At 62.9% G+C, this 26407-nt stretch carries 1 protein-coding gene (cut by a window edge); it reads right to left on the reverse strand.

Annotated features, from left to right (window positions below; translation table 11 throughout):
* A protein-coding gene (locus tag EEB13_RS04440) for a non-ribosomal peptide synthase/polyketide synthase (RefSeq protein WP_141484690.1) crosses the window boundary here: on the reverse strand, window positions 1–26407 show its 3' portion. The gene runs 2198 nt beyond the window's last position; 26407 of the gene's 28605 nt are visible here — the last part of the coding sequence; the start codon falls outside the window, past its right edge; its stop codon occupies window positions 1–3.

Below are 26407 nucleotides of genomic sequence, written 5' to 3' on the forward strand. Positions count from 1 at the left end.
TTACCCGTCGATACGGTCACCCTTTTCCGCGCTCGCCTGCGCATCCGCAATCAACGAGCTCACCAACGAGGCAATTCCGTCAGCACCGAGCGCCGGGAGAATTCCCGGAACCAGGCCGGTCAGAGACACGGAGATCAAGGCATCCGCACCCAGCGCGGCACCCATCGTCGCTCTCATCAGCGCCAACTTCTCGGCCAGCTGTGTGAAGGTCACCACGGTGTCGCCGTGTGTGAAGGCAACCGCCGTCGGATCTGCTGCGGCGGCCGCTGCTGCGAGGTCCGGAAGGTCCGCGGCAGTCTTCGGCTCGGCTGCCTCGATCAGCGCGCGTTCGAAGTCCGTCACGATGTCGATTGTCCGCAGAACCACCGTCGGATCTGCGGCAACGGCGTCGACCACGGCCCGCAACCTGGCCGCGAACAGTTCCATGGTTGCGGCGTCGTACAGATCGGTTGCGTAGGTGAACCGCATCCGGATATCGGACAGCGCTCCGCGCTCGTCGAACTCCTCGATACCGGTGAGCTGCAGGTCGAACATCGCCGAGTCGAATCCGTCATCCACCGCCGACAGTTCGAGCCCTGGCAGCGCAAACGTGCCAAGTGCCATGTTCTGGAACGTGAGCATCACCTGGAACAGCGGTGAGTATGCCTGTGAGCGCTCACGGCCGACCTGCTCGACCAGACGCTCGAAGGGCACGTCTGCGTTTCCGAACGCCGCGAGGTCCTTCTCCTTCACCTGCTGCAGCAGGTCGACAAACGTGGTTGCCGGTTTCACCTGCGTGCGCAACACCAGCGTGTTGACGAACATACCGACCAGGTCGTCGAGGACTCGCTCGCCGCGGCCCGCCACCGGTGTACCGATCGCGATGTCGTTCGAGCCACTGAGCTTGGACAGCAGCACCGAGAACGCGGCGTGCACGACCATGAACACTGTCGAGTTCTGCTCGCGCGCGATTTCCGCGATTCGACGCGTGGAGTCCGCGCCGAGCGTGAACAGGAAGTCCGCGCCCTTCATCGACTGCGTCGGCGGACGAGGACGGTCCGTCGGCAGTTCCAGAAGTTCGGGAACGCCGGCAAGTTCCTGCGTCCAGTAGGCAAGCTGCGTCGACAGTTCACTGTCCGGATCGTCCTCGGAACCCAGAACGTCGCGCTGCCACAACGTGTAATCCGCGTACTGGACTTCGAGCGGAGCCCATTCGGGTGCCGCTCCCCCGGTACGCGCCGTGTACGCGATCATCGTGTCCCTGATCATCGGAGCCATCGAGAATGCGTCGCCGCTGATGTGGTGGACCACCACGATCAGGACATGCTCGGTGGGCGTGATCTGGAACAGGCGAACGCGCAGCGGAACACCGGCAGTGACGTCGAAGCCCTGACCGACGACCTTCGCGACCTCGGCCCCAATCGTGTCTTCGCCGACATACAGCACGGCCATGTCGACAACGGCTGCCGACTTCGACTGAATCGACTGCGTCGGGCCGTCCCCGAGATCGGGATAGAACGTCCGCAGGATCTCGTGGCGAGCAACAAGGTCGGAGACGGCCGACTGCAATGCTGCGACGTCGAGATCGCCGGACATCCGGATCGCGACCGGGATGTTGTACGCGGCAGACCTGCGGTCGATCTGGTTGAGAACCCACATCCGCTGCTGAGCGAGCGACAACGGAATCTGCGACGGCCGTTCCTGCGCCACCAACTGTGCCCGCGAACCGGAACCGGCATGTTCGAGCACCCGCGACGCCAGCAGTCCGACAGTCGACGCTTCGAAGATGATCCGCACCGGAATCTGGGCATCAAGTGCCTGACCCAACCTGGCCACGACCTGTGTGGCGATCAGCGAGTTTCCGCCGAGATCGAAGAAGTCGTCGTCCAACCCGACTCGTGGAACGCCAAGGACTTCGGCAAACACCGACGCCACGATCTCCTCGACCGGGTTGCTCGGGGCACGGAATTCCGTTGCCTCGAATTCGGGTTCCGGCAGCGCCTTTCGATCGATCTTGCCGTTGATGTTGAGCGGCAATTCGCTCAGCACCATCAACGCCGACGGCACCATGTAACTCGGCAACTCGCGGACGAGTTCCGCCTTCACGCTGTCGACGTCGACGGTGGCCCCGGCCTGCGGAACGAGGTAACCGACCAGTCGATCCCCCAGTCGCGGATCGGTTTTCGCGACGACAACCGCGGCGTCCACGGACTCAGCAGCTCTGATAACAGCTTCGATCTCACCGAGTTCGATGCGGTAGCCACGGATCTTCACCTGGAAGTCGGCACGATCGACGTACTCGAGTTCACCGCCACTGCGCCAGACAACGAGGTCGCCGGTGCGGTACAGACGTGAGCCCGGTTCTCCGAAGGTGTTGGCGACAAAGCGTTCCGACGTCAGGTCGGCGCGGCCGTGATAACCGCGAGCCAACTGGGTTCCGGCCAGGTACAGCTCACCGGTGACTCCGACCGGGACGGGATGCAGTCGCTCGTCGAGCACGTAGACCTGCGTATTCCATTCCGGGGCACCGATCGAGACCGACGAGGTGTCGCTCTCGTCCACATCGTGCGCCGTCACTGACACCGCAGCCTCGGTCGGACCGTACAGATTGACCAGTGCCGCATCGGACACCTTGCGGAACTCTGCCGCCGTTGCCGCGGGCAAGGCCTCACCGATGGCAAGGACACGCTCGAGCGACTGCGGAAGAGTGCCGTCTGCCGCGGCCGTCAGCATCGAGAGCATGGACGGCACCGCGTGCAGCGTCGTCACCTTCTCCTGGGCAATGAGCGCCAGCATGTACTCGGCGTCCTTGTGGCCGTCCGGGTCGGCGATGACCAGGCGGGACCCGGATGTCAACGCGGACCAGAACTCCCAGACCGAGAGGTCGAATGTTGCTGCGGTCTTGAGCAACATTGCGTCGGTCTGGTCGAGACCGTAGCGATCACGTTTCCACAGAAGCTGATTGACGATAGCGGCGTGGGACAGCGCCACACCCTTCGGCTTGCCGGTCGATCCCGACGTGAAGATCACGTACGCGGTATTCGCCGAACGAAGCGGTGCGATCCGCTCGTCGCCGTGTACAGGCGCTCCGGAGACGCCCGACAGATCGAGGGTGTCGATGACCAGAACGTTGTCGATCCCCACGAGCGACGGCGCGTCGTTTTCGGTGCTGAGCACGCACACCGGCGCGGCCATCTCGAGGACGTACCCGGTGCGATCGGCCGGATGATCCGGATCGATCGGAACGTAACCGCCGCCTGCCTTGGCAACGGCGTACATGCCGATCACCAGGTCGATGGAGCGTCGCATTCCCAACGCCACCAACGACTCCGGACCGACTCCCATTCCGATCAGGTGACGGGCGAGCCGGTTGACCTTGTCGTCGAACTCCGCATACGTCAGCGATTCGAGTCCGTGGACCAACGCGACGGAATCACCGTGCGCGGCAACCTGCTGATCGAACAGGTCGACCAGTGTCGCGTCGGAGTCGAGTACATGCTCCGTTGCATTCCATTCCTGCAGAACCTGATTCGACTCATGCGGATCGAGCACGTCGATGTCGCCGACCACGATCGACGGATCGGCAACAACCGCAGCCAGAACGGTGTTGAACCGATCAGCAAAGGACTGGACTGTCGACTCGTCGAAAAGGTCGTGCGCGTAGCTGAATACGGCCGAGATGCCCGAGGCAACACCACGCTCGTCGTAGTTGTCACCGACGATCAACTGCAGATCGAACTGGGCAACACCGTTGTCGATCTCCAGGCCCTTCACCGCGAGACCAGGCAGTTCCAGGCTTGCCTGTTCCATGTTCTGGAAGAGGAATCCCACCTGGTAGAGCGGGTGACGAGCAGTCGAACGCGCGGGGTTGAGAACCTCGACCAGTCGCTCGAACGGAACGTCGGCATGCGCGAATGCCTGCAGATCGTTCTCGCGTACGCGGGCAAGCAGTTCCGTGAAGCTGTCTGCGCCGTCGACGTGTGTCCGGAATACCAGGGTATTGACGAACATGCCGATCAGATCGTCGAGCGCACGCTCGCCGCGGCCCGCGATCGGGGTGCCCACGGCGATGTCGTCAGTACCGGACAAGCGCGCCAGCAGGACCGCAAACGCTGCATGCGTGACCATGAACAAGGTGGTTCCGTGCTCACGGGCCAGCGCCGACAGACCCTGATGCACTGCTGCGTCGATCTCGAACTGAAGGTAGCCACCGCGGTACGACTGCGCGGCGGGACGCAGACGGTCCGTCGGCAGGTCCAGCTGGTCCGGCAGCCCGGCCAAAGCCTGGCTCCAGTAGGCGATCTGCTCGGACGACACGGATTCCGGGTCGTCCTCGCTGCCCAGCACCTCGCGCTGCCACAGGCTGTAATCGGCGTACTGCACGTCCAGCGGAGCCCAACCCGGCGCCGTTCCCTGCGCCCGTGCCGCGTAGGCCATGACGAGGTCGCGGGCGAACGGAGTAGTCGAGGAGCCGTCCGCGGCGATGTGGTGCACCACGACGGCGAGAACGTACTCGTTCTCGGCTACCTGGAACAACCGAATCCGCAGCGGGATTTCGGCCGTCACGTCGAACCTCGTCGACGCCAATTCGACCAGCTTGCCGACAATCTCGGCTTCCGTGACGCTTTCGACGTCCAATTCCACCGGTGTATGTCCTACCGGTTCGATGACCTGGACCGGTCCCGAATCGGTTTCCGGATACACAGTGCGCAGGGTTTCGTGACGGCCGACTACGTCGCCGATCGCCGCACGCATCGCGCCCAGATCGAGTTCACCGCTCAGTCGCAGAGCAAACGGCATGTTGTAGGCACCGGCGGAGCCGTCGAACCGGTTGAGGAACCACATACGTTGCTGCGCAAGAGAAAGCGGAATCTCTGCCGGTCGATCCTGAGCTGTCAGCGCAAGGCGGCTTCGTTCACCGACGTGCGATTCGAGACGTGCGGCGAGTTCCTGAACGGTGGACGCTTCGAACAGAAGGCGAACCGGTACGGCCGTCTCGAGTTCTTCGGCGATGCGCATGACAACCCGAGTCGCGATGAGGGAGTTGCCACCCAACTCGAAGAAATCATCATCCAACCCCACCCGATCAACACCCAACACACCCACAAACGCCGACGCCACCACCAACTCCACCGAAGACACCGGAGCCCGAAACACCCGAGCCTCGAACACCGGCTCCGGCAACAACGCCCGATCCAACTTCCCCGACGAATTAAGCGGAAACGCATCCAACACCACCACAGCAGCCGGAACCATATAACCCGGAACCCGCTCCCCCACAAACCCCCGCAACACACTCACATCCACAACCGACCCCACCGCCGGCACCACATACCCCACCAACTGATCACCCATCACCGACCCACGCACCACCACCGCAGCCGACAACACCGACCCATGCGACACCAACGCCGCCTCGATCTCCCCCAACTCGATCCGCTGACCCCGGAACTTCACCTGAAAATCAGTACGACCGATGTACTCCAGATCCCCCTCAGACGACCACCTCACAAGGTCACCCGTCCGATACATCCGCTCCCCACCCACACCGAACGGCGACGCAACAAACCGATCCGCACTCAAATCCGGACGACCCACATACCCCCGAGCCAACTGCACACCCGACAAATACAACTCACCCGCAACACCCACCGCAACCGGCCGAAGGCGCGAATCCAACACAAACACCCGGCAATTCCACTCCGGCACACCAATCGACACCACCGACCCCGACCCAGCAGCCGTCACATCCGCAAACGTAAACGACACCGCAGCCTCAGTCGGACCATACAAATTATGCAACCGCGCCGACGACACCAACCCGAACTCACGCACCGCCTCCACCGGCAACGCCTCACCAATGACCAACACATCACGCAACGAACCCAACAACCCCGGATCCACCAACGACGAAAACGTCGACAACATCGTCGGCACAAAATCCGTCACCGACACACCCTGCTCGTCAATCACCGACGCCAAATACCCCGGATCCCGATGACCATCAGCCGACGCCAACACCAACACCGCACCCACCCGCAACGGCATGAAAAAACCCCACAACGACACATCGAACGTCGTCGCCGTCTTCTGCAAATACACATCAGCAGCCGACAAAACATACTCACCCTGCATGAACTCGAGCTGATTCACAATCGCCGCATGCGAGACCGCCACACCCTTCGGCCGACCCGTCGAACCCGACGTGAAAATCACATACGCCGTATTCGACGCCCGCAACGGCGAGCGCCGATCCACATCCAACACTCGCGCACCCGAAAAACCAGACACATCAACAACATCGACACACACAACCCGACGACCCGACGCCGTGAAACCATCACGCTCCGTCGACACCACACACACCGGATCAGCCGAATCCAACACATACTCATTACGCGAGGACGGAGCATCAGGATCCAACGGCACCCACGCCCCACCCGCACGCACAATCGCATACAACCCAACCAACAAATCAACCGACCGCCGAACAGCCAACCCCACCAACGACTCCGGCCCAACACCCAAACCAATCAAATAACGCGCAAGCCTATTGACCCTCTCATCGAACTCCCCATACGAGAGCACCTCATCCCCACACACCACCGCACGCGAACCCGAAGAAACCCCCACCACAGAATCAAAACCATCCAACAACAACCCACCCACAACCGGATGAGAGGTGTCGTTCCAGGTTTCGAGCACCAAAGCACGCTCAGGCGCGGTCATGATCTCGATGTCACCGACTGCAGTAGACGGAGTTTCACCGATTTCTGTCAGCAGAGTCTCGAGGCGACCCAGCAGGGCCTGCGCGTACGACTCGTCGAAGAAGTCGGGTAGGTAACGAAGCGTCAAGTGCAGTTGGTCGTCGAGACCGATCAGCAGTGTGAGCGGGTAGTTCGTGGAATCGTCGGAGGCGACATCATCGATCACCATGCCGTCCAAGAACTCTGCTTGCGCTGCAAGACCGTCTCGGTCGACCGGGTAGGACTCGAAGATCACCAGAGTGTCGAAGAGTCCGCCGACGCCCGCGGCGCTCTGCACGTCGGTCAGGCCGAGGTAATGGTGATCGAGCAATCCCGCCTGTTCGATCTGAACCCGTGAGAGCAATGCCTCGACCGACTCGGCCAGATCCAGTTGGACACGCACGGGCAGCGTGTTGATGAACAGGCCCACCATCTTCTCGACGCTGTCGAGTTGTGGCGGACGGCCGGAGACCGTGGCACCGAAGACGATGTCCTGGCGACCGGTCATGCGTCCCAGCAGAATTGCCCAGGCAGCCTGGACGATCGTGTTGGCGGTAACGCCGGTCCTCGATGCCAAACCGGTCAGTGTCGCGGTCACCGATTCGCTGAGCGAGATCTGCAACTTCTGCGACAGCGCACTGAATTCCTGACCGGCAACGGTGGGAGCCAACAACGTCGGCTCTTCGACGCCGCCCAGCGCTTTCGCCCAGGCATCCATGGACACACTGCGATCCTGCTGGACCAGCCACGCAAGGTAGTTCCGGTAGCTCAGTGACCGCGTCTGAGCGGGAATGTTCCCACGCATCGCGTAGTGGCCGAGGAGCGTCTGGAGCAGCAGCGGCATGGACCAGCCGTCGAGGATGATGTGGTGGTTTGCCACAACAAGGCGGTATTCGCTCGCCGCGATCTTGATCAGCGTGAACTTGATCAACGGCGGGTTCGACATGTCGAAGTGCGTGGCCTGGTCCTCGGCAAGAATCCGATCCAACTCGCGGCGTCGTTCTTCGCTGTCAGCGATTGTGGTGAGATCCAGTTCGCGCCACGGCACGTCGATGTCACCGAGAACTACCTGGACCGGCGTCCCCGTTCCATCGACCACAAATGCGGTGCGCAGGTTCGGATGACGATCGATGATGGCCTGAGCTGCGGCGTGGAGGCGATCCGCGTCGACGCGGCCGGACAGCGAGAGAACCATCTGCACGGAGTACAGGTCGACGGTCGACTCGGCCATGACAGCGTGGAACAGCAAACCCGACTGCAGCGGAGCCAGCGGCCAGACGTCCTGCACCGCCGGGAAACGCTGCTCGAACCCGTCGAGATCCTGCTGGGTCAGCGTTACCAGCGGCACGTCCGACGGCGTGAGTCCGCCTGCGCCGACGGCCTGTGCGTGCTGCGCCAGCGCTGTGAGTGCTCCGACCCACAGGTCGGCCAGGGCTTGCACCTCGGTGGCGCTCAGCAATCCGTTCGGGAAGGCAAACGATGCTTCGAGCACCGCGCCGTCAGGGCCGTCGTTGACGATGGCATTGATGTCGACAACCTTGTTGGCCGGCATGTCCGGGTCTTCCGGCGCAGCGACATCGGAGAAGTCGCGTGCCGGAATCCATCCGAGGCCTTGCGCTGCAGCCGGAATATCCTCCGCCACAATGCGACCCAGGTAGTTGAAGCTGACCTGCCCGCTGCTCAGCTTCGACAGCTCGGTGCGGGTGTCGTCGTTGACGTACCGCAGCAGTCCGTAGCCGACACCCTTGTCGGGAGCGGCGAGCAACTGCTCCTTGACTGCCTTGATCGCCGCTCCCGCAGCAACTCCGGCGTCGAAGGCGTCGTCGATGTCGATACCGGCAAGGTCGAGGGCGACGGGGAAGGCCGCCGTGAACCAGCCGACGGTGCGCGAGAGATCGGCACCCGGGACGACGCCCTCTTCGCGGCCGTGGCCCTCGAGCTGGAGCAGTGCCGCTTCGGTGTCGATGCCCCGGTCACGCCGCCAGCGCACCAGTGCCAAAGCTAGTCCGGCCAGCAAACCGTCGTTGGCTCCGCCGCGGAACATCTCGGGCAGGGTGGTCAGCAGCGTCTCGGTGACGTCTGTGGGCACCTCGACGCGCACACGCTCGACTGTTGCCGCAACGTCGACGGAGGGGTCGAACGCACGCGAACCGAGAATGGGGTCCGGAGTCGACAGCGTCTTACGCCACCGTGGCAGTTCTGCCAGTCGCTTGTCGGATCGTGATTCCGCAGCCAGCGAGTGCGCCCAGGTACGCATGGACGTGCCCGTCGGTTCGAGCACGGGCACACTTCCGCCACTGCGCTGGGCCCACGCGGAAATCAAGTCCGGCACGATAATTCGCCAGGAGACGCCGTCGACGATCAGGTGATGCGCAGCCACGATCAATCGGCTGGTACGCGTGTCACCGAAGTCGATCCACACGAACTGAGCCATGACACCAGCGGCCGGATCCAACCGGCCGAGAGCGTCGTCGAGAGCGCCCGACGCGATGGCCGTCAGCTCTGTATCCGCAATCGCGGGGTCCACCTGCACCCGGCGCACCAAACCATCCACGTCGACGGTTCCGGGCGCGGACACAGCCATGCCCGGACCACGCTGATCATCGACCAGACGCGAACGGAACATGTCGTGGTGATCGATGACCGCAGTCACCGTTTCGACAACACCGGTCCGGTCGATTCCCAGCGGCAATTCCAACGTCAACAGCTGGTTGAACCGCTGGTAGCTGCCGGGCCGTTCGAACATGAAGCGCTTGATCGGAGTGAGCGGCATCCAACCGATGCCGCCGCCTTCGATCTCGGCGAGAACAGTGATCGCGTCGGCGTCGGAGCCGAAGACGGCAACCTCGGCCAACTCTGCCACCGTCTTGTTCTCGAAGACGTCCTTGGGTGTGAAGAGAACACCGCGGGCCTTGGCCCGGGATACCAGTTGGATCGACATGATCGAGTCTCCGCCCTGAGCGAAGAACGAGTCGTCGGTACCGATCTGGTCGAGGCCGAGAACGTCGGCAAAGACCTCGCTGAGGATGCGTTCCATCTCGGTGGTGGGAGCGCGGAACTCCTTGACCTCGAATACCGGCTCCGGCAGAGCCTTTCGGTCCAGCTTGCCGGCCGGGGTCAGCGGCATGTCGGTCAGAACCATGATCGACGCAGGCACCATGTGCGCCGGCAGGGTGCGTGAGACGAACTCACTCAGATCCGCCGAGCTGACAGCAGATTCCTTGCCGACAAACACGTACGACACCAGTGCCGGAGCACCGGACGCCAGCGTGGTGCCCATCGTCGCAGCGAACTCGACGTCCGAATGTGCCGTCAGTGCCGCGTCGATCTCACCGAGCTCGATACGGAAGCCACGGATCTTCACCTGGAAGTCGTTGCGGCCCACATACTCAACCTGATATTGGTCAGTCCAACGCACAACGTCACCGGTGCGGTACATGCGCTCACCAGGCAGGCCGTGCGGGTTGGCAACAAACCGATCCGCACTCAATCCCGGCCGGCGATGATAGCCGCGGGTGACCTGAGGGCCCGACAGGTACAGCTCACCGGCAACACCAACCGGAACGGGCTGCAGACGCGTGTCGAGAACAAACGCGGCCATGTCGCCGATGGTTCCGCCGATGGTCATCCGGTCGCCCGGCATCAGCGGCACACTGACATTGGTGACGATAGTGGTCTCGGTGGGGCCGTAGACATTGAGGAATGTGCGTCGACGGTTCGGCTGATCCGCCCACTTGGCCATCAACTCCGGCGAGTACGCCTCGCCGCCGACACCAACCACCTCGAGATCGTTCAGGCCCGACGGATCCATGGAAGCCAACGCCGCGGGCGTGATGAAGGCGTGTGTGACGCGTTCGGACTTGAACAGCGCAGTCAATTCGTCGCCGCCGAAGATCGACGTCGGGACGATCACCATGGCAGCGCCTGTCGCGACAGCCAGGAACAGTTCGAGCATCGACGCGTCGAAACTCGGCGACGCGAAGTGCAGCGTGCGGGAGTTCGGCGTCACCAGGTAGTGCTGTGCCTGCGTTGCACTGAAGCTCGCGAGGCCTGCTCCCGTAGCAACAACACCCTTGGGCAAGCCTGTTGTGCCCGACGTGTAGATCACCCAGGCCGGATGCGCCGGAAGGACGGGGCGCACACGTTCGCCTTCGCGAATCGGTGAACTATCCTGCGCTGCCATCAGTTCCGCGCAAGCAGCACTGTCGATCGCGAGCCACTCCACGGTGTCGGTAAGCCCTGCGAGTTCAGCTTCGAGAGTCAGACCGACCGAGACGCCCGAGTCGGAGACCATATGCGCGATGCGGTCGGCCGGGTAGTGCGGATCGATGGGAACAACCGCGGCACCTGTCTTGGATACCGCCCACACCAGCAGGACCGATTCGATGGAACGCGGAATCGACACTGCGACCAGGTCTTCGGCGCCCAGACTGCGAGCGATCAGGACGCGGGCGAGGCGCGACGACCACTCGTCGACCTCGGCGTAGGTCATCGACCGATCCTGGTAGCGGAGAGCTTCGTTGGAGGGATACTGCAACGCGGTCTCGGCCAGGATGTCGGCCAACGGCTTCGGCTCGATGCCCGAGGACGCTCGGCGACCGGTCAATTCGATGCGCTCAGGCGCTTCGAGGATGTTGATGTCGCCGACGGCCTGCGTCGCATCCACGGCGACGGCTTCGAGAATTCGAGTCAACCTCTCGGCGAAGGAGACAACTGTCCCCTCGCCGAAGAGATCCGTCGCATACGTGAAGGTCGCAGTCATTCCGTGACCATCGGCAGCTTCCACCAGGGTCAACTGAAGGTCGAACTTCGCTACGGTTTCCGCGATATCGAATTCGGTGATATCGAGTCCTGGCAGCGTCAGGTGATTCTGCCCCAGGTTCTGGAATGCCAAGGCAACCTGGAACAACGGGTTGTGCGCTTGCGAACGCACCGGATCGAGAACCTCGACCAGTCGCTCGAACGGCACGTCTGCGTGAGCGAAAGCCGCGAGATCACTCTCACGCGCCGACGTAAGCAGATCGAGGAAACGCATCCCCGGATCGACCTCGGTACGCAGCACGAGCGTGTTGACGAACATGCCGATCAGATCGTCGAGTTCGGCTTCGCCGCGACCGGCCACCGGGGTACCGACTGCGATGTCGGTGGTGCCGGACAACCGGGCAAGAAGTGTTGCCAACGCCGAGTGCATCACCATGAACAGCGATGCCTGGTGCTCGCGACCCACAGCGGCCAGTCCGCGGTGAACATCCGCGGAAATCGGGAAGCTGTAGGTGGCTCCCCGGCCGGTGAACACGGCTGGACGCGCGCGGTCACTGGGCAAGGTGATCTGGTCTGGAACTCCGTCGAGAGCCTTAGCCCAGTAGCCGATCTGCTCTGCGAGTACGGATTCCGCGTCACTCTCGGAACCGAGAACACCACGCTGCCACAACGCGTAGTCGGCATACTGCACCGGCAACGGCGCCCACGTCGGGGTCTGACCCTGTGAGCGGGCGTAGTACGCGGTCATCACGTCGCGGATCAACGGGCCCATCGAGAAACCGTCGGTGGAGATGTGGTGAATCACTATCGCCAGTACAAACGAGTCCTCGGCAAGCTGGAAGAGCTTGGCCCGCAATGGAACCTCAGCCGTGACGTCAAAACCTGATGAGACGAACTCCGTCACCGCCGCGACGATGTCGGATGCTTCGAGTTGAACGGGAGCCAGATTCACCGGAACTGCCGCCGCGGGCAGGATCCGTTGGTAGCCGATTCCGTCGACCTCGGGGTAGACCGTGCGCAGAACCTCGTGACGCTTCAAGAGGTCCATGACAGCGTCGTACAACGCCGCCTGGTCCAACTCGCCGGTGAGCGTGATCGCCATCGGAATGTTGTTGGCTGCCGACTCGCGGTCCAATTGGTTGAGGAACCACATGCGCTGCTGCGCAAACGACAACGGCACCTGCGCCGGACGATCCTGCGCAGTCAACGCCGCACGCGAACCACCACCGACATGAGAACCGAGGCGAGCAGCCAATCCCTCCACCGTCGACGCCTCGAACAACTCCCGCACCGACACCGCAGCATCAAGAGCCTGACCTAGCCGAGACGTCACCTGCGTCGCAATCAGAGAGTTACCACCGAGTGCAAAGAAATCGTCGTCCAAACCGACACGATCCACACCCAGAACGTCCGCGAACGTCTGCGCCACAACCTCTTCCACCACCGACGTCGGAGCCCGGAACACCGCAACCTGCAACGACGGAGCCGGCAACGCCCGACGATCCAACTTCCCGTTCACCGTCAACGGAATCGCATCCAACACCACAAACGCCGACGGCACCATGTACTCCGGCAACAACGAACCCACCGACACCCGAAGATCGTCGACCGAAACGCTCACACCCGCAGCCGGAACCACATACGCCACCAACCGCTGATCACCCGGAGAATCCTCACGAACAACCACCGCCGTCTGCGCCACCGACACAGCCGCCAACACCGCAGACTCGATCTCACCGATCTCGATCCGGAAACCACGGATCTTCACCTGATCATCAGCGCGACCCAGATACTCCAGATCACCAGCGCTGTTCCACGAAGCCACGTCACCCGTGCGGTACAACACCTCACCAGCAGCAAAAGGACTCGCCACAAACCGAGTCGACGTCAACCCCTGCTGACCCAGATAACCGCGAGCCAACTGCACACCCGAGACATACATCTCACCCGCAACACCGACGGGCACCGGAGCCAAACGCGTATCCAGCACAAACACCTGCAGACCCGAAATAGCCTGACCCACCACACTCGCCGACGCATCCGCCGCCATCGCAGCGTCCAGCACACGATGGCTCACATGCACCGTCGTCTCCGTGATGCCGTACATGTTCACCAACGTCGGCGCGCTGTCACCGCGGCGGCCGTACCAGTCCGACAAGCGTCGAAGCTCGAGCGCCTCGCCACCGAAAACAACCCACCGCAACGACAACTCGGCGGCCTGTCCGGATTCCGACGCCAACCGGTCAGCCTCGGCTAACTGATAGAACGCCGACGGCGTCTGATTGAGCACCGTCACCCGCTCAGCAGCAAGCAACTCCAGGAACTGCTCCGGCGACCGCGACGTCACATAATCCACAACCACCAACGTGCCGCCGTAGAGCAACGGACCCCACAACTCCCACACCGAGAAGTCGAACGCATAACTGTGGAACATCGTCCACACATCCGACTCGTCGAACCCGTACACACTCTCGGTATTCGCAAACAACTTCGCCACCGTGATGTGCGGAACCTGCACACCCTTCGGGCGACCCGTCGAACCCGACGTGTAAATCACATACGCAACATTCGAGGTACGCAACGGCGACACACGATCAGCATCCGTCACCACCGAACCATCGAACTCGGTCAGATCCACCGCGTCGATATCGACCACCGGCAGACCAGCAGGCAACACCAACTCACGCTCGGACCACGAAATCGCGCACACCGGAGCAGCATCGGCGAGCATGAACTCGATACGGTCGCTCGGGTACGACGGATCCACCGGCAGATACCCGGCACCGGACTGCACTACCGCCAACAACGCCACCACAAGATCAGCCGACCGCGGCAACGCCACCGCCACCAACGTCTCCGGACCACAGCCCAACGCAATCAACCTGCGCGCCAACCGATTCGACCGAACCGACAACTCCGCATACGTCAACGACTCGTCACCGAACCGCACCGCGATCCGATCACCGAACTCCGCAGCGGCACGATCGAACCACGCCGGCAACGTCGACTCCACACCGCTGTCGATACCCGTGTCACTCCACGCCAGAACACGATCCAACTCACCTGAAGTCAGAACATCCACGTCGCCCACGGCGGCAGTCGGGTCCGCGACAACGCCACGGAGGACGGACACGAATCGATCAGCGAACTCGGCCGCTGTCGACGCGTCGAACAGGTCCGTCGCGTAAGTCAGGGTGCCGGACATACCGGCGTCAGCAGCGTCTTCAACAGTGAACTGCAAGTCGAACTTGGCCAGTGCTGCGTCGAATTCCACAGCAGCGGCGGTGAGTCCGGGCAGTTCGAGAGCACTCTGGCCAAGGTTCTGGAAGGTCAATGCCACCTGGAACAGCGGGTGGTGTGCCTGCGAGCGCACCGGATCGAGTGCTTCGACGATCCGCTCGAACGGAACGTCAGCGTGGGCAAACGCCTGCAGATCCACTTCACGCGCAGAAGCCAGGAGATCCGTGAACGACATCGACGGATCAACCTCGGTGCGCAGCACCAAAGTGTTGACGAACATGCCGATCAGATCGTCGAGCTGCGCTTCACCGCGACCGGCGACAGGAGCGCCGATTGCGATGTCGGTTGTCGCGGACAAGCGTGCCAACAGCACGGCAAGCGCAGAGTGGACGACCATGAACGGGGTTGCGCCCGCCGTCTGACCTGTTGCTTCCACATCGGCCCACAACTGCGGGTCGATCACAAAGGTGTGGTTCGCTCCTTGTCCCGTTGCGATCTCGGGGCGGGTGCGATCACTCGGCAGGTCCAATTGCTCGGGCAGATCAGCCAGGGCGTCGGACCAATAGTTGATCTGCTGCGCGATGACGGACGTCGGCTCGCCTTCGGAGCCGAGGACCTCGCGCTGCCACAACGCGTAGTCGGCGTACTGCACCGGCAGCGGAGCCCACGTCGGGGTCTGTCCCTGTGAGCGCGCGTAGTACGCGGTCATCACATCGCGGGTCAACGGGCCCATCGAGAAACCGTCGGTGGAGATGTGATGCACCACGAAGGACAACACGAATTCGTTGTCGGCGAGCTGGAAGAGCCTGGCCCGCAACGGAACCTCGACAGTGACGTCGAATCCCTCGACGAAGAATGCATAGAGCTCCGCTTGAAGCTCGCCCTCGGCAATGCGTACGGTCTCGAATTCGATCGAGGCATCCTCCGGCGAGAGGATCTCCTGGTAGCCGACACCGTCGGTTTCCGGATACAGCGTACGCAGAACCTCATGACGCGCAATGACATCGGCGATCGCCGAGTGAAGCGCACCTGAATCCAGGTTGCCGGTGAGACGCACCGCAACGGGAATGTTGTTGACGGCTGACGCGGTATCGAAGCGGTTGAGGAACCACATACGCCGCTGCGCCAGCGACAACGGCACCTGCGCCGGACGCACCTGCGCGGTCAATGCTCGTGTGCCGTCGCCACCGACGTGTGTTTCGATGCGCGCGGCAAGTTCTTCCACTGTCGACGCGTCGAACAGCACCCGGACCGGAATCTTGGTTTCGAGCGCCTGCCCCAGACGAGACATCACCCGTGTCGCGATCAGCGAGTTACCGCCGAGCGCAAAGAAATCGTCATCCAGGCCGACCTGTTCGATTCCTAGAACATCGGAGAATACCTGCGCCACAGCCTGTTCCACAGAACTGACCGGAGCCCGGAACACTGCTGCCTCGAACGCGGGCACCGGCAATGCTCGCCGATCCACCTTGCCGTTGGCGTTGAGCGGCAGGGCGCCCAGCACCATGAAGACTGCCGGAACCATGTAGCCGGGCAAAGAGTCGGCGAGGCGCCGGTGCAGTTCCGTCTCATCGATCACGGCACCGCTGGCCGGCTCCACATACGCGACCAGCGTGTCCTCGATGACCGCGACCGCAGCCAGGGACACAACGTCTTGTGCCGCGAGCAGTGTTTCGATCTCACCGAGTTCGATTCTCTGGCCACGCAATTTCACCTGGAAGTCGGAACGTCCGACAAATTCGAGTGAACCCGAGCGCGTCCAGCGGACGAGGTCACCGGTCCGGTACAGGCGCTCGCCGGCTTCCGAGAACGGATGCGCAACAAAGCGCTCCGCAGTCCGAACGACGTCACCGAAGTATCCCCGGGCCAACTGAGAGCCGGATACGTACAACTCACCGGTAACACCGAGTGGTACTTGAAGCATTCTGGAGTCGAGCACCCACAATCCGGTGTTCCACGCCGGGCCACCGAGGGGCACAACATCGCCGTCGAGATCCGAACTGCGATGGCTCGTGACCTGGATCGTCGTTTCGGTCGGTCCGTACAGGTTGTGGACATCACTACCGGTCAGCGCGCGGAAGCGGGCCGCGAGAGCGCTGTTCAACTGCTCGCCGCCCGCAAACGTCGCACGCAAGGAAGTGGGCGCCGCAGTCTCGAACTCGTCGGCCATTGCTGCAAGCACCGATGGCACGAACTGAGCCACCGTCACTGATTCACCTGCAATGATACTGCTCAGGTATGCGGGATCACGGTGACCGCCGGCCTCCGCAATCACCATTCGAGCACCGACCATCAAGGGCCAGAACAGCTCCCACACCGAAGCGTCGAAGGTTGCGGGTGTCTTGTACAGCACCACGTCTGAAGGAGTAAGGCCGTAAGTGGCCTGCATCCACGACAACTGGTTGACAACGGCCGCGTGTGTGACTCCGACGCCCTTCGGACGTCCCGTCGATCCGGACGTGAACAGCACGTATGCCATGTTGTCCGGGCGCAGCGGGGCACGGCGCTCGTCGTCACGGATCTGCGCCGGCGAGTAACTCTGCAGGTCAAGGGTGTCGATACCAAGTACCGGCCACCCTGCGGGGACGTCACCGCGTTCGGAATCCGTGGTCAGCACGCAGACCGGCGCTGCCGACTCCACGATGTACTGATTGCGTTCGGCCGGCTGCTCGGGATCAACGGGAACATAGGCCGCACCGGCACGGAGTACCGCGTACACGCCGATCACCTGATGGATCGAGCGGCGCATCACGAGCGCGACTCGCGAATCGGGGCCGACGCCGACATCGATCAGTTGACGCGCCAAACGGTTTACGCGCGCATCGAATTCGGCGTACGTGAGAGTGAGATCGCCGCTGACTACTGCAAGGTCAGTCGATGAACCCGCCACTCCCCGATCGAGTACATCGACCAAGGTCTTGTTGTCCGTCGGCACCGTCAACCCGGCCGACACATCTGACAGCACGCTGCGTTCCACGTCGTCGACAATGTCGACATCGCTCGGCACCAGACTCGGATCGGCAACAAGCGCCTGTGCCAATGTGACGAACTGTGTCGCTGTCGCGGCAATCGTGGCTTCATCGAACAGGTCAGTCGCGTAGACCAACTGCACGTGCAGCCCGGCATCGCCAATCGTCGCGCCGACCGGTTCGGTGACCGTAATCGACAAGTCGAATTTTGCGCTCTCCGACTCCGGTTCGAAGGTCGTGACCTCGAGCCCGCCCAGCGTGAAGTCGACACGATCCAGGTTCTGGAAAGCCAACATCACCTGAAACAACGGATTACGTGACCTCGACCGCTCGGGATCGAGCACCTCGACCAACCGCTCGAAGGGCACATCCGCATGCGCGAATGCGGCCAGATCGGTACCGCGCACCTGAGCCAGGAAGTCCTCGAATGCAACGCCGGAACCGACCTCGGTGCGAAGCACGAGGGTGTTGACGAACATACCGACAACATCGTCGAGCGCGGCGTCTCCGCGACCGGCGACCGGAGTACCGATCGTGACGTCGTCCGTAGCCGCCAATCGAGCGAAGAGCGACGCGAATACCGCGTGCACGACCATGAACAACGATGCGCCGTTTGCACGGCCCAGCTCGGACATTCCGCGATGAGTCGCCGCGTCGATGTCGACGGTATACGCATGTCCTCGACCCGAAGCCTGCGGCGGTCGTGGACGATCCGTGGGTAGTTCGAGCTGTACCGGAGCATCGGCGAGCGTAGCGGTCCAGAATTCGATCTGGCGTGCCATCGTCGACTGCGGATCGTCTTCGGAACCGAGTACGTCGCGCTGCCACAGCGTGTAGTCCGCGTACTGGACCGGTAGCGGTGCCCACGACGGAGCGCCGCCGCGAGTGCGTGCCTCGTAAGCGACCATGACGTCACGGGTGAGAGGTCCCATGGAGAAGCCGTCGGTGGAGATGTGGTGAACGACGAACAGCAGTACGTAATCAGCCTCGTCGACGCGATACAGCGCTGCCCGCAACGGAATATCCGCGCTCACATCGAAACCCGCCATCGCGGACGTCGTCACGGCAGTAGGCAATTCGGCAGCCGTCAACGGCTGGGGTACCAAGTCGAGTGCAACGTCGGCAATCGGCAGGATCTCCTGATATCCGACGCCATCGATGTCCGGATAGACGGTCCGCAGTACCTCGTGCCGATCGATCACATCGAGCACAGCGGCGCTCAGCGCCGCCACGTCCAGATCGCCGGCGATACGAATCGCGACGGGAATGTTGTTGACCGCGGATTCCGGTTCGAGACGGTTCAGGAACCACATGCGTTGCTGCGCAAGCGACAACGGGATCCGCTCCGGCCGGGTCTGCGGAACGAGCGGCGCAACCGCGCCGGAGCCTGCATGGACTTCGAGCCGAGCAGAAAGGGCTTGCACGGTCGACGCCTCGAACAGCGCCCGCACCGGTACCGTGGTGTCGAGGGCCTCGCCCAGCCTTGCGGCAACCCGAGTTGCAATCAGAGAGTTGCCGCCGAGGTCGAAGAAGTCGTCGTCACGGCCGACTTGCGAAACACCCAATACCTCGGAGAACACCTGGGCCACGATCGATTCAGCTGCGGTGACCGGCGCGACATACGCCTTGGCCGCGAAGGCCGGCGCCGGGAGCGCCTTGGTGTCGGTCTTGCCTGCCGTGGTCAACGGAATGGAATCGAGCACCAGGACTGTGTCGGGAACCATGTACCCGGTGAGGAATTTCGAGACGGAATCGATCACCGCGGCAGGTTCAATGGCAGCCCCGGCATCGGGAACCACGTAACCGACAAGTCGATCACCGAATTCTTCGTCGGTGTGGACTACTGCAACAGCCTGTGCGACGCCCTCACAACGAGACAGTGCTGCTTCGATCTCGCCCAGCTCGATGCGGAATCCACGAATCTTCACCTGGAAGTCGCTGCGGCCCACGTACTCCACTGCGCAGCCGTCGATCCAGCGGACGACGTCGCCGGTGCGGTACAGCCGATCACCGGCGTCGCCGAACGGGTCGGCAACAAATCGACTTGCCGTCAGAGCGGGCTGACCCAGGTATCCCCTGGCGACCTGGATGCCCGACACGTAGAGCTCTCCTGCAACACCGACCGGGACAGGCTGCATCCGGTCGTCGAGGATGCGAGCGGACATTCCGCGAACCGGTCCACCGATGTTCATCCGGTCGAATGCGGTCAGCGTGTCACTGATATTGCTGGCAACTGTGGATTCGGTGGGACCGTATGCGTTGAAGAAGCCGCGTACGGAGCCGTCCGGCAGCGGTACGGCCCACTTGGCGACCAGAGCGCGCGGGCTTGCCTCGCCACCGACGACAACAACGCGAAGGGCGTCGAGGCCGGCCGGGTCCACCGACGCCAAAGCGGCGGGCGTGATGAAGGCGTGCGTCACAGCCTCGGAGTTCAGGATTTCTGCCAGTTCGGCGCCGCCGTAGACGGTGGTCGGCGCGATCACCATGGTCGATGCGGCGCCAAATGCCATGAGCAGTTCCAACACCGACGCGTCGAAGCTCGGGGACGCGAAGTGCAGGGTCCGTGCGTCTGCGGTCAACTCGTAACGTTCGACCTGTACGGCACAGAAATTCGCCACTCCGGCGTTGTCGACGACAACGCCCTTGGGCAGCCCGGTGGTACCGGAGGTGTAGATGACGTATGCCGCGTTTTCCGAGCGGACGACGCCCCGCAGCTCCTCGGCGCGAATCGGTGCGCCGGACTCCGCGGCCATGACAGCGTCTTCGAGCGTGATCCAGTTGGATCCGGCGGGAAGCGCTGACACGAACTCTTCCGTCGTAAGACCGACTGTGGCACCCGAGTCCGAGACCATGTGAGTGATGCGATCAACCGGATAGGTGGGGTCTACGGGCACGAAGGCGGCGCCGGTCTTGGCTACCGCCCACAATGCGAGCACGGAATCTGACGATCGCGGAATGGCAATGGCCACTCGATCTTCGGCGCCGACACCGCGGCCGATCAAGACACGAGCCACCTGGGACGAGCGCTCGTCGAGCTCACGGTAGGTGATCGTTTCACCGGCGTAACTGATAGCTTGCGCGTCCGGGTTCACGGCTGCGGCATCGGTGAGAATTCCGGCCAGTGTTCCCGAAATACCCTGTGCGCCGCGCACATCGGTCAGCTCGAGCCGCTCAGAAGACTCGAGAATATTGATGTCGCCCACAGCGACTGCGGGGGCAGCGACCACGGATTCCAGAATGCGCACCAGTCGGCGAGCAAAGCCCTCGACGGTGCCGCTGTCGAACAAATCGGCAGCGTAGGTGAACTCCGCGGCTATTCCCTGAAGTTCGCCGTGCACTCCGATGGACTCGGATACCGACAGTTCGAGATCGAACTTCGCTGTTGTCGTGTCGATCTCGGCAGCCTTGACTGCCAGGCCGGGAAGTTCCAGCTCGGTCTGCGCCAGATTCTGCAACGAGAGAACAACCTGGAAGAGCGGATGCCTGGCCTGGGACCTGGCGGGAGCCAGGACGTCGACCAACCGCTCGAACGGGACGTCCGCATGGGCAAATGCGCTGAGCGCGGCATCGCTCGACGCCGCAAGCAGTTCCGTGAACGGAGCCGACGTGTCGACCTCGGTGCGCAGGACCAGAGTGTTGACGAACATGCCGACCAGATCGTCGAGCGCTGCCTCGCCGCGGCCGGCGACGGGAGTACCCACCGAGATATCCGATGTCCCACTCAGGCGCGCGAGCAGCAGCGCAAGTGCGGCATGCAGCGCCATGAACAGCGTTGCATTGTGCTCCCGTGCAAGTGAATCGAGGCGAACATGCAACTCGGGCGCGATGTCGAAGGCAAATCGTTCGCCGCGCATCGACGCAACATCGGGTCGAGCCCGGTCAGCGGGCAGTTCGATCCGGTCAGGCAGACCCGCGAGCGTCTCGCTCCAGAACGAGATCTGCTGGGACATCAGTGACGATGCGTCGTCCTCGGAACCCAGGACCGCACGCTGCCACAGCGCGTAGTCGGCGTACTGCACCGAAAGCGGTTGCCACTGAGGAACAATCCCGTCCTTGCGAGCCGAGTACGCGATCATCAGGTCGCGGCCCAGCGGCGCCATCGACCACCCGTCTGCGGCAATGTGGTGAACCATGATCGCCAGCACGTGCTCGGTGTCACTCAGCGTCAACAGACGCACGCGGATCGGCACGTCAACGGTGATGTCGAGTGCCGTCGAACCGACTGCGGCAATGGCGTCGTCGAGTTCACCGGTGTCGACGGACACCACATCGAGACCCTGGAACACATTGTCGACGTCGAGAATCGACTGCACCGGACCGGATTCGGTATCCGGGTACACCGTGCGAAGAACCTCGTGCCGAGCCAGCACGTCCTCGAACGCTGCTTCCATCGCGGCGACGTCGAGATTTCCACTCAAGTGAAGCGCGAAGGTGATGTTGTACGCCGCAGACGCCGTGTCGTAGCGGTTGAGGAACCACATGCGCTGCTGGGCGAGCGACAACGGAATACTGCTCGGACGCGTCTGCGCGACGAGTGCGGTGCGCCCACCACTGCCCGCGTGTGTCTCCACCCGCGCGGCGAGTGCCTCGACGCTCGACACGTCGAACAACGTGCGGACCGGCACCGTGGTGTCGAGTGCAGCGCCCAAGCGCGAGGTGACCTGCGTGGCGACGAGCGAGTTGCCACCGAGAGCAAAGAAGTCGTCATCGAGTCCGACTCGCTCCACCCCGAGAACATCGGCAATGATCTGTGCGACGATTTCCTCGACCGGCGTTGTGGGCGCGCGGAATTCACGCACCTCGAACACCGGCTCCGGCAGCGCGTCCCGGTCGAGCTTTCCGACCGGAGTCAGCGGAACCTCGTCCAAGGCCATGATGACCGACGGAACCATGTAACTCGGCAGGGATTCACCGACAAAACCCGCGAGGCGTTCGGCGTCGAAACTCGCATCGCCTTCGAGTTGGACATAAGAGACCAGGGCCATGACTCCCGCGATGCCTTCACGGCCCAGAGTCACGGCGAAACGAACGTCCTCGTGTGCTGTCAGCGCGGCGTCGATCTCGCCGAGTTCGATGCGGAAACCACGCACCTTGACCTGGAAGTCGCTGCGGCCCATGTACTCCAGGACGCCCGGCTCACCCTCGCGAGAAGTGCCGGTCCACCGCACGACGTCGCCGGTGCGGTACATCCGGGAGCCGTCCGACGAGTACGGGTTGGCGACAAACCGCTCCGATGTCAGCGCGTAGCGATCGTGGTACCCGCGGGCCAATGCCGCACCCGCAAAATAGAGTTCACCCCTGGTACCGACCGGGACGGGGTGAAGTCGCTCATCGAGGACAAGCGCCGACATTCCCTCGACGGGGCGGCCGATGTCGATGGGCAGACCTGCCGTGAGGTGCCCGTACGACGAAATGATGGTGGTTTCGGTAGGACCGTAACCGTTGAAGTACTCACGTCCCGGTGCCCACGTTGCCAGCAGTTCCGGTGTGGTCACGTCGCCGCCGACGGAGACTACGGCCAACTCCGGCAGCTCGGCTGCGTCCATCGTGCCGAGCACCGCGGGCGTGATGATCGCGTGGGTGACATGCTCGTCGCGCAACAGTGTGGTCAGTTCGGGGCCACCGATGATCGCCGGTGGAACGATGACAAGGGTGGCGCCGGTGGAGAAGGCCACCATCCATTCGAGAACCGACGGATCGAAACTCGGTGAACAGATGTGCAGGAACCGGGACTCCTCGTCGACTCCGTATCGCCGCTGCGCGGCATCACGAACACCACGGAGGCCGCCGTGGGTAACGCTGACACCCTTGGGCTTTCCGGTGGAACCGGAGGTGTAGATCAGGTATGCAACATGCTCGTCGCGCAGCGGCGTGGTTCGTTCGGAATCGACGACCGTGGCACCCGATTGGGCGTCGACGAGGTTCACGGTGGACGGATCGTCGAGTGCCCACCATTCGGTGGCGGCAGGCAGCTGTCCCAGGAACTCCGATGACGTCAAACCGATTCGTGCCGCGGAATCCGACAGCATGTGGCGAACACGGTCGTCCGGGTAGTTCGGATCGACCGGAACGTAGGCGGCGCCGGTCTTTGCCACTGCCCACACCGCGCGAACCATGTCATAAGACCGTGGAAATGCCAGCGCAACAGTGGTTTCCGGACCGATGTCGCGCGCAATGAGCGCCCGGGCCAACCGTGACGACTGCTCGTCGAGCTCACGGTAGGTAACCGAACGTCCCTCGAATCGCACTGCGACCGATTCCGGATCAGCCGTACCTGCAGTGAGGATGTCGGCCAGGCTCGCTCGCGGCATCGCGTCGTCGGACGCGACGTAGGTGAGGTCGACGAATTCAGTCGGCGAGAGCAGTTCGAGATCTCCGACCGTGGTCGCCGGCCGAGCCGTGACCGCGTCGAGAATCCGGACGAAGCGAGTGGCGAACGTAGCTACGGTCGATGCATCGAACAGATCCGTGGCATAGGTGAAGGTAGCGTCCAGGACATCTGAATCATCGCTTCCTTCAGGATTTTCCGACACCATCAGCTCGAGATCGAACTTGGCGACCGGAACTTCCAGTTCGGTGGCGACCGCAGTGATCCCCGAGAACTGCAACTGGCGACGTCCACTGATCTCGGCGGTCAACGCGACCTGGAACAACGGATGACGCGACTGGGACCGCGCCGGATTCAGGACCTCGACAAGACGCTCGAACGGCACGTCCGCGTGTCCGTAGGCGCTCAGTCCCGACTCGCGCACCCGGGCAAGCAAGTCTTCGAACGTTTCGCCTGCGTCTACCTCGGTCCGCAACACCAAGGTATTCACGAACATACCGATGACATCGCTCAGCGCTTCGTCGCTTCGACCGCCGACGGGAGCGCCGACGGCAATATCCGAGGTACCGCTGAGTCGGCTGAGCAGCGCCGCATACGCCGCTTGCAGAACCATGAAGAGCGACGCGTTCTTCGAACGTGCCAACGCGTTCAATTTGCGGGTGGTGCGCTCACTGATGTGGAAGTGGTGCTTGGCACCGCGATTGGAGGCAACGGCCGGACGGGGGCGGTCGGTCGGCAGGTCCAGCTGGTCGGGAAGCCCAGCGAGTGACTCACGCCAGAAGGCGATCTGACGTGCGGACTCCGACGAAGGATCATCTTCGGATCCCAGGGCCGCGCGTTGCCAGAGCGCATAATCCGCGTACTGCACAGGCAGCGGCGTCCACGCCGGTGCGGTGTGCTCGCTACGTGCGGAGTACGCGACCAGGAGATCACGGGCCAACGGGCGGAAGGACAAGCCGTCTGCCGCAATGTGGTGCAGCACCATGACAAGGACAAAATCGGTGGCTGTGACCTCGAACAACGTGACGCGCAACGGGATCTCGGTTGCCACGTCGAATCCGCGTCCGGCGATCTCGACAGCGGCGGCCTGCACCTCACGCTTGGAGATTCGCCGCGGAGTGAGATCGATGGACACCTGGTCGATCGGCAGAATCACCTGCTGCGCGGTGCCGTCGCTGTCGGGATAGAGCGTGCGCAGCGACTCGTGCCGCTCGAGAAGATCCATCACCGAGGCGTGCAAGGCCGCGGGATCGACAGCGCCGGTCAATCGCACCGTGAACGGAAGGTTGTAAACCGGCGTCGACGGGTCGAGCTTGTTGAGGAACCACATTCGCTGCTGCGCCAAGGACACCGGAATGACGTCGGGACGCGGCTTTGCGACGAGTGGCGCCAGCGGCCGAACATTTCCCGCCAGCGATTCGGCCCGCGCGGCAAGCGTCGCCACTGTGGTCGATTCGAAGAGCTCGCGCACACCGAGTTGGACACCCATCGCGGAGCCCACTCTGGTGACCACTTGTGTTGCCACCAAGGAGTTTCCACCGAGCTCGAAGAAATCGTCGTCGAGACCCACTTGCTCCACACCGAGGACGTCGGCAAAAACGTCGGCGACAACTCGCTCGGTATCGGTGCGCGGTTCCCGGTACTGCTTGGCGCTGGCGAAGACAGGTTCCGGGAGCGCTGCGCGATCAAGCTTGCCACTGGTGTTGAGCGGCAACGCTTCCAAGACCATCAGTGCAGCCGGAACCATGTACGACGGCAGGCTTCGACCCGCAAATTCGCTCAAAGCAGCCGAATCAACGGAACGGCCAGGACCCGGCACGATGTAGCCGACCAACTGGTCGCCGGTCGGTGTCTGCACCACCAACACGACGGCCTGCGAGACGTCGGGATGCGCGAGCAGCACGGTCTCGATCTCGCCGAGCTCGATGCGCTGGCCGCGGAACTTCACCTGGAAGTCGGTGCGTCCGATGTAGTCGAGGTTTCCGTCGTCACGTCGACGCACGAGGTCGCCGGTTCGGTACATACGTTCCCCGGCGGGACCGTAGGGGTTTGCCACAAAACGATCGGAGCTGAGGTCAGGTCGACCGACGTATCCGCGGGCCAACTGCACTCCGGCGAGGTACAGCTCGCCCGGCTGGCCGATCGGCGTTGCGCGGAGGTGCGAATCGAGGACGTAGGCCTGAGTATTCCACTGCGGCAAGCCGATCGGGACCGACGTAGTGTCGGACCTGCGAGCCTCGTAGTAGGTTACCGAGACCGCAGCTTCGGTGGGGCCGTACAGGTTGTGCAGATCCGCGCTGCACAGTTCACGGAAGGCCGTAGCCGTCTCGGGCGGCAACGCCTCACCGATGACAAAGACGTGGCGCAGTGAATCACATGACCCG

Source organism: Rhodococcus sp. WS3 (genome assembly GCF_003797085.1).
GTDB lineage: Bacteria > Actinomycetota > Actinomycetes > Mycobacteriales > Mycobacteriaceae > Rhodococcus_F > Rhodococcus_F globerula.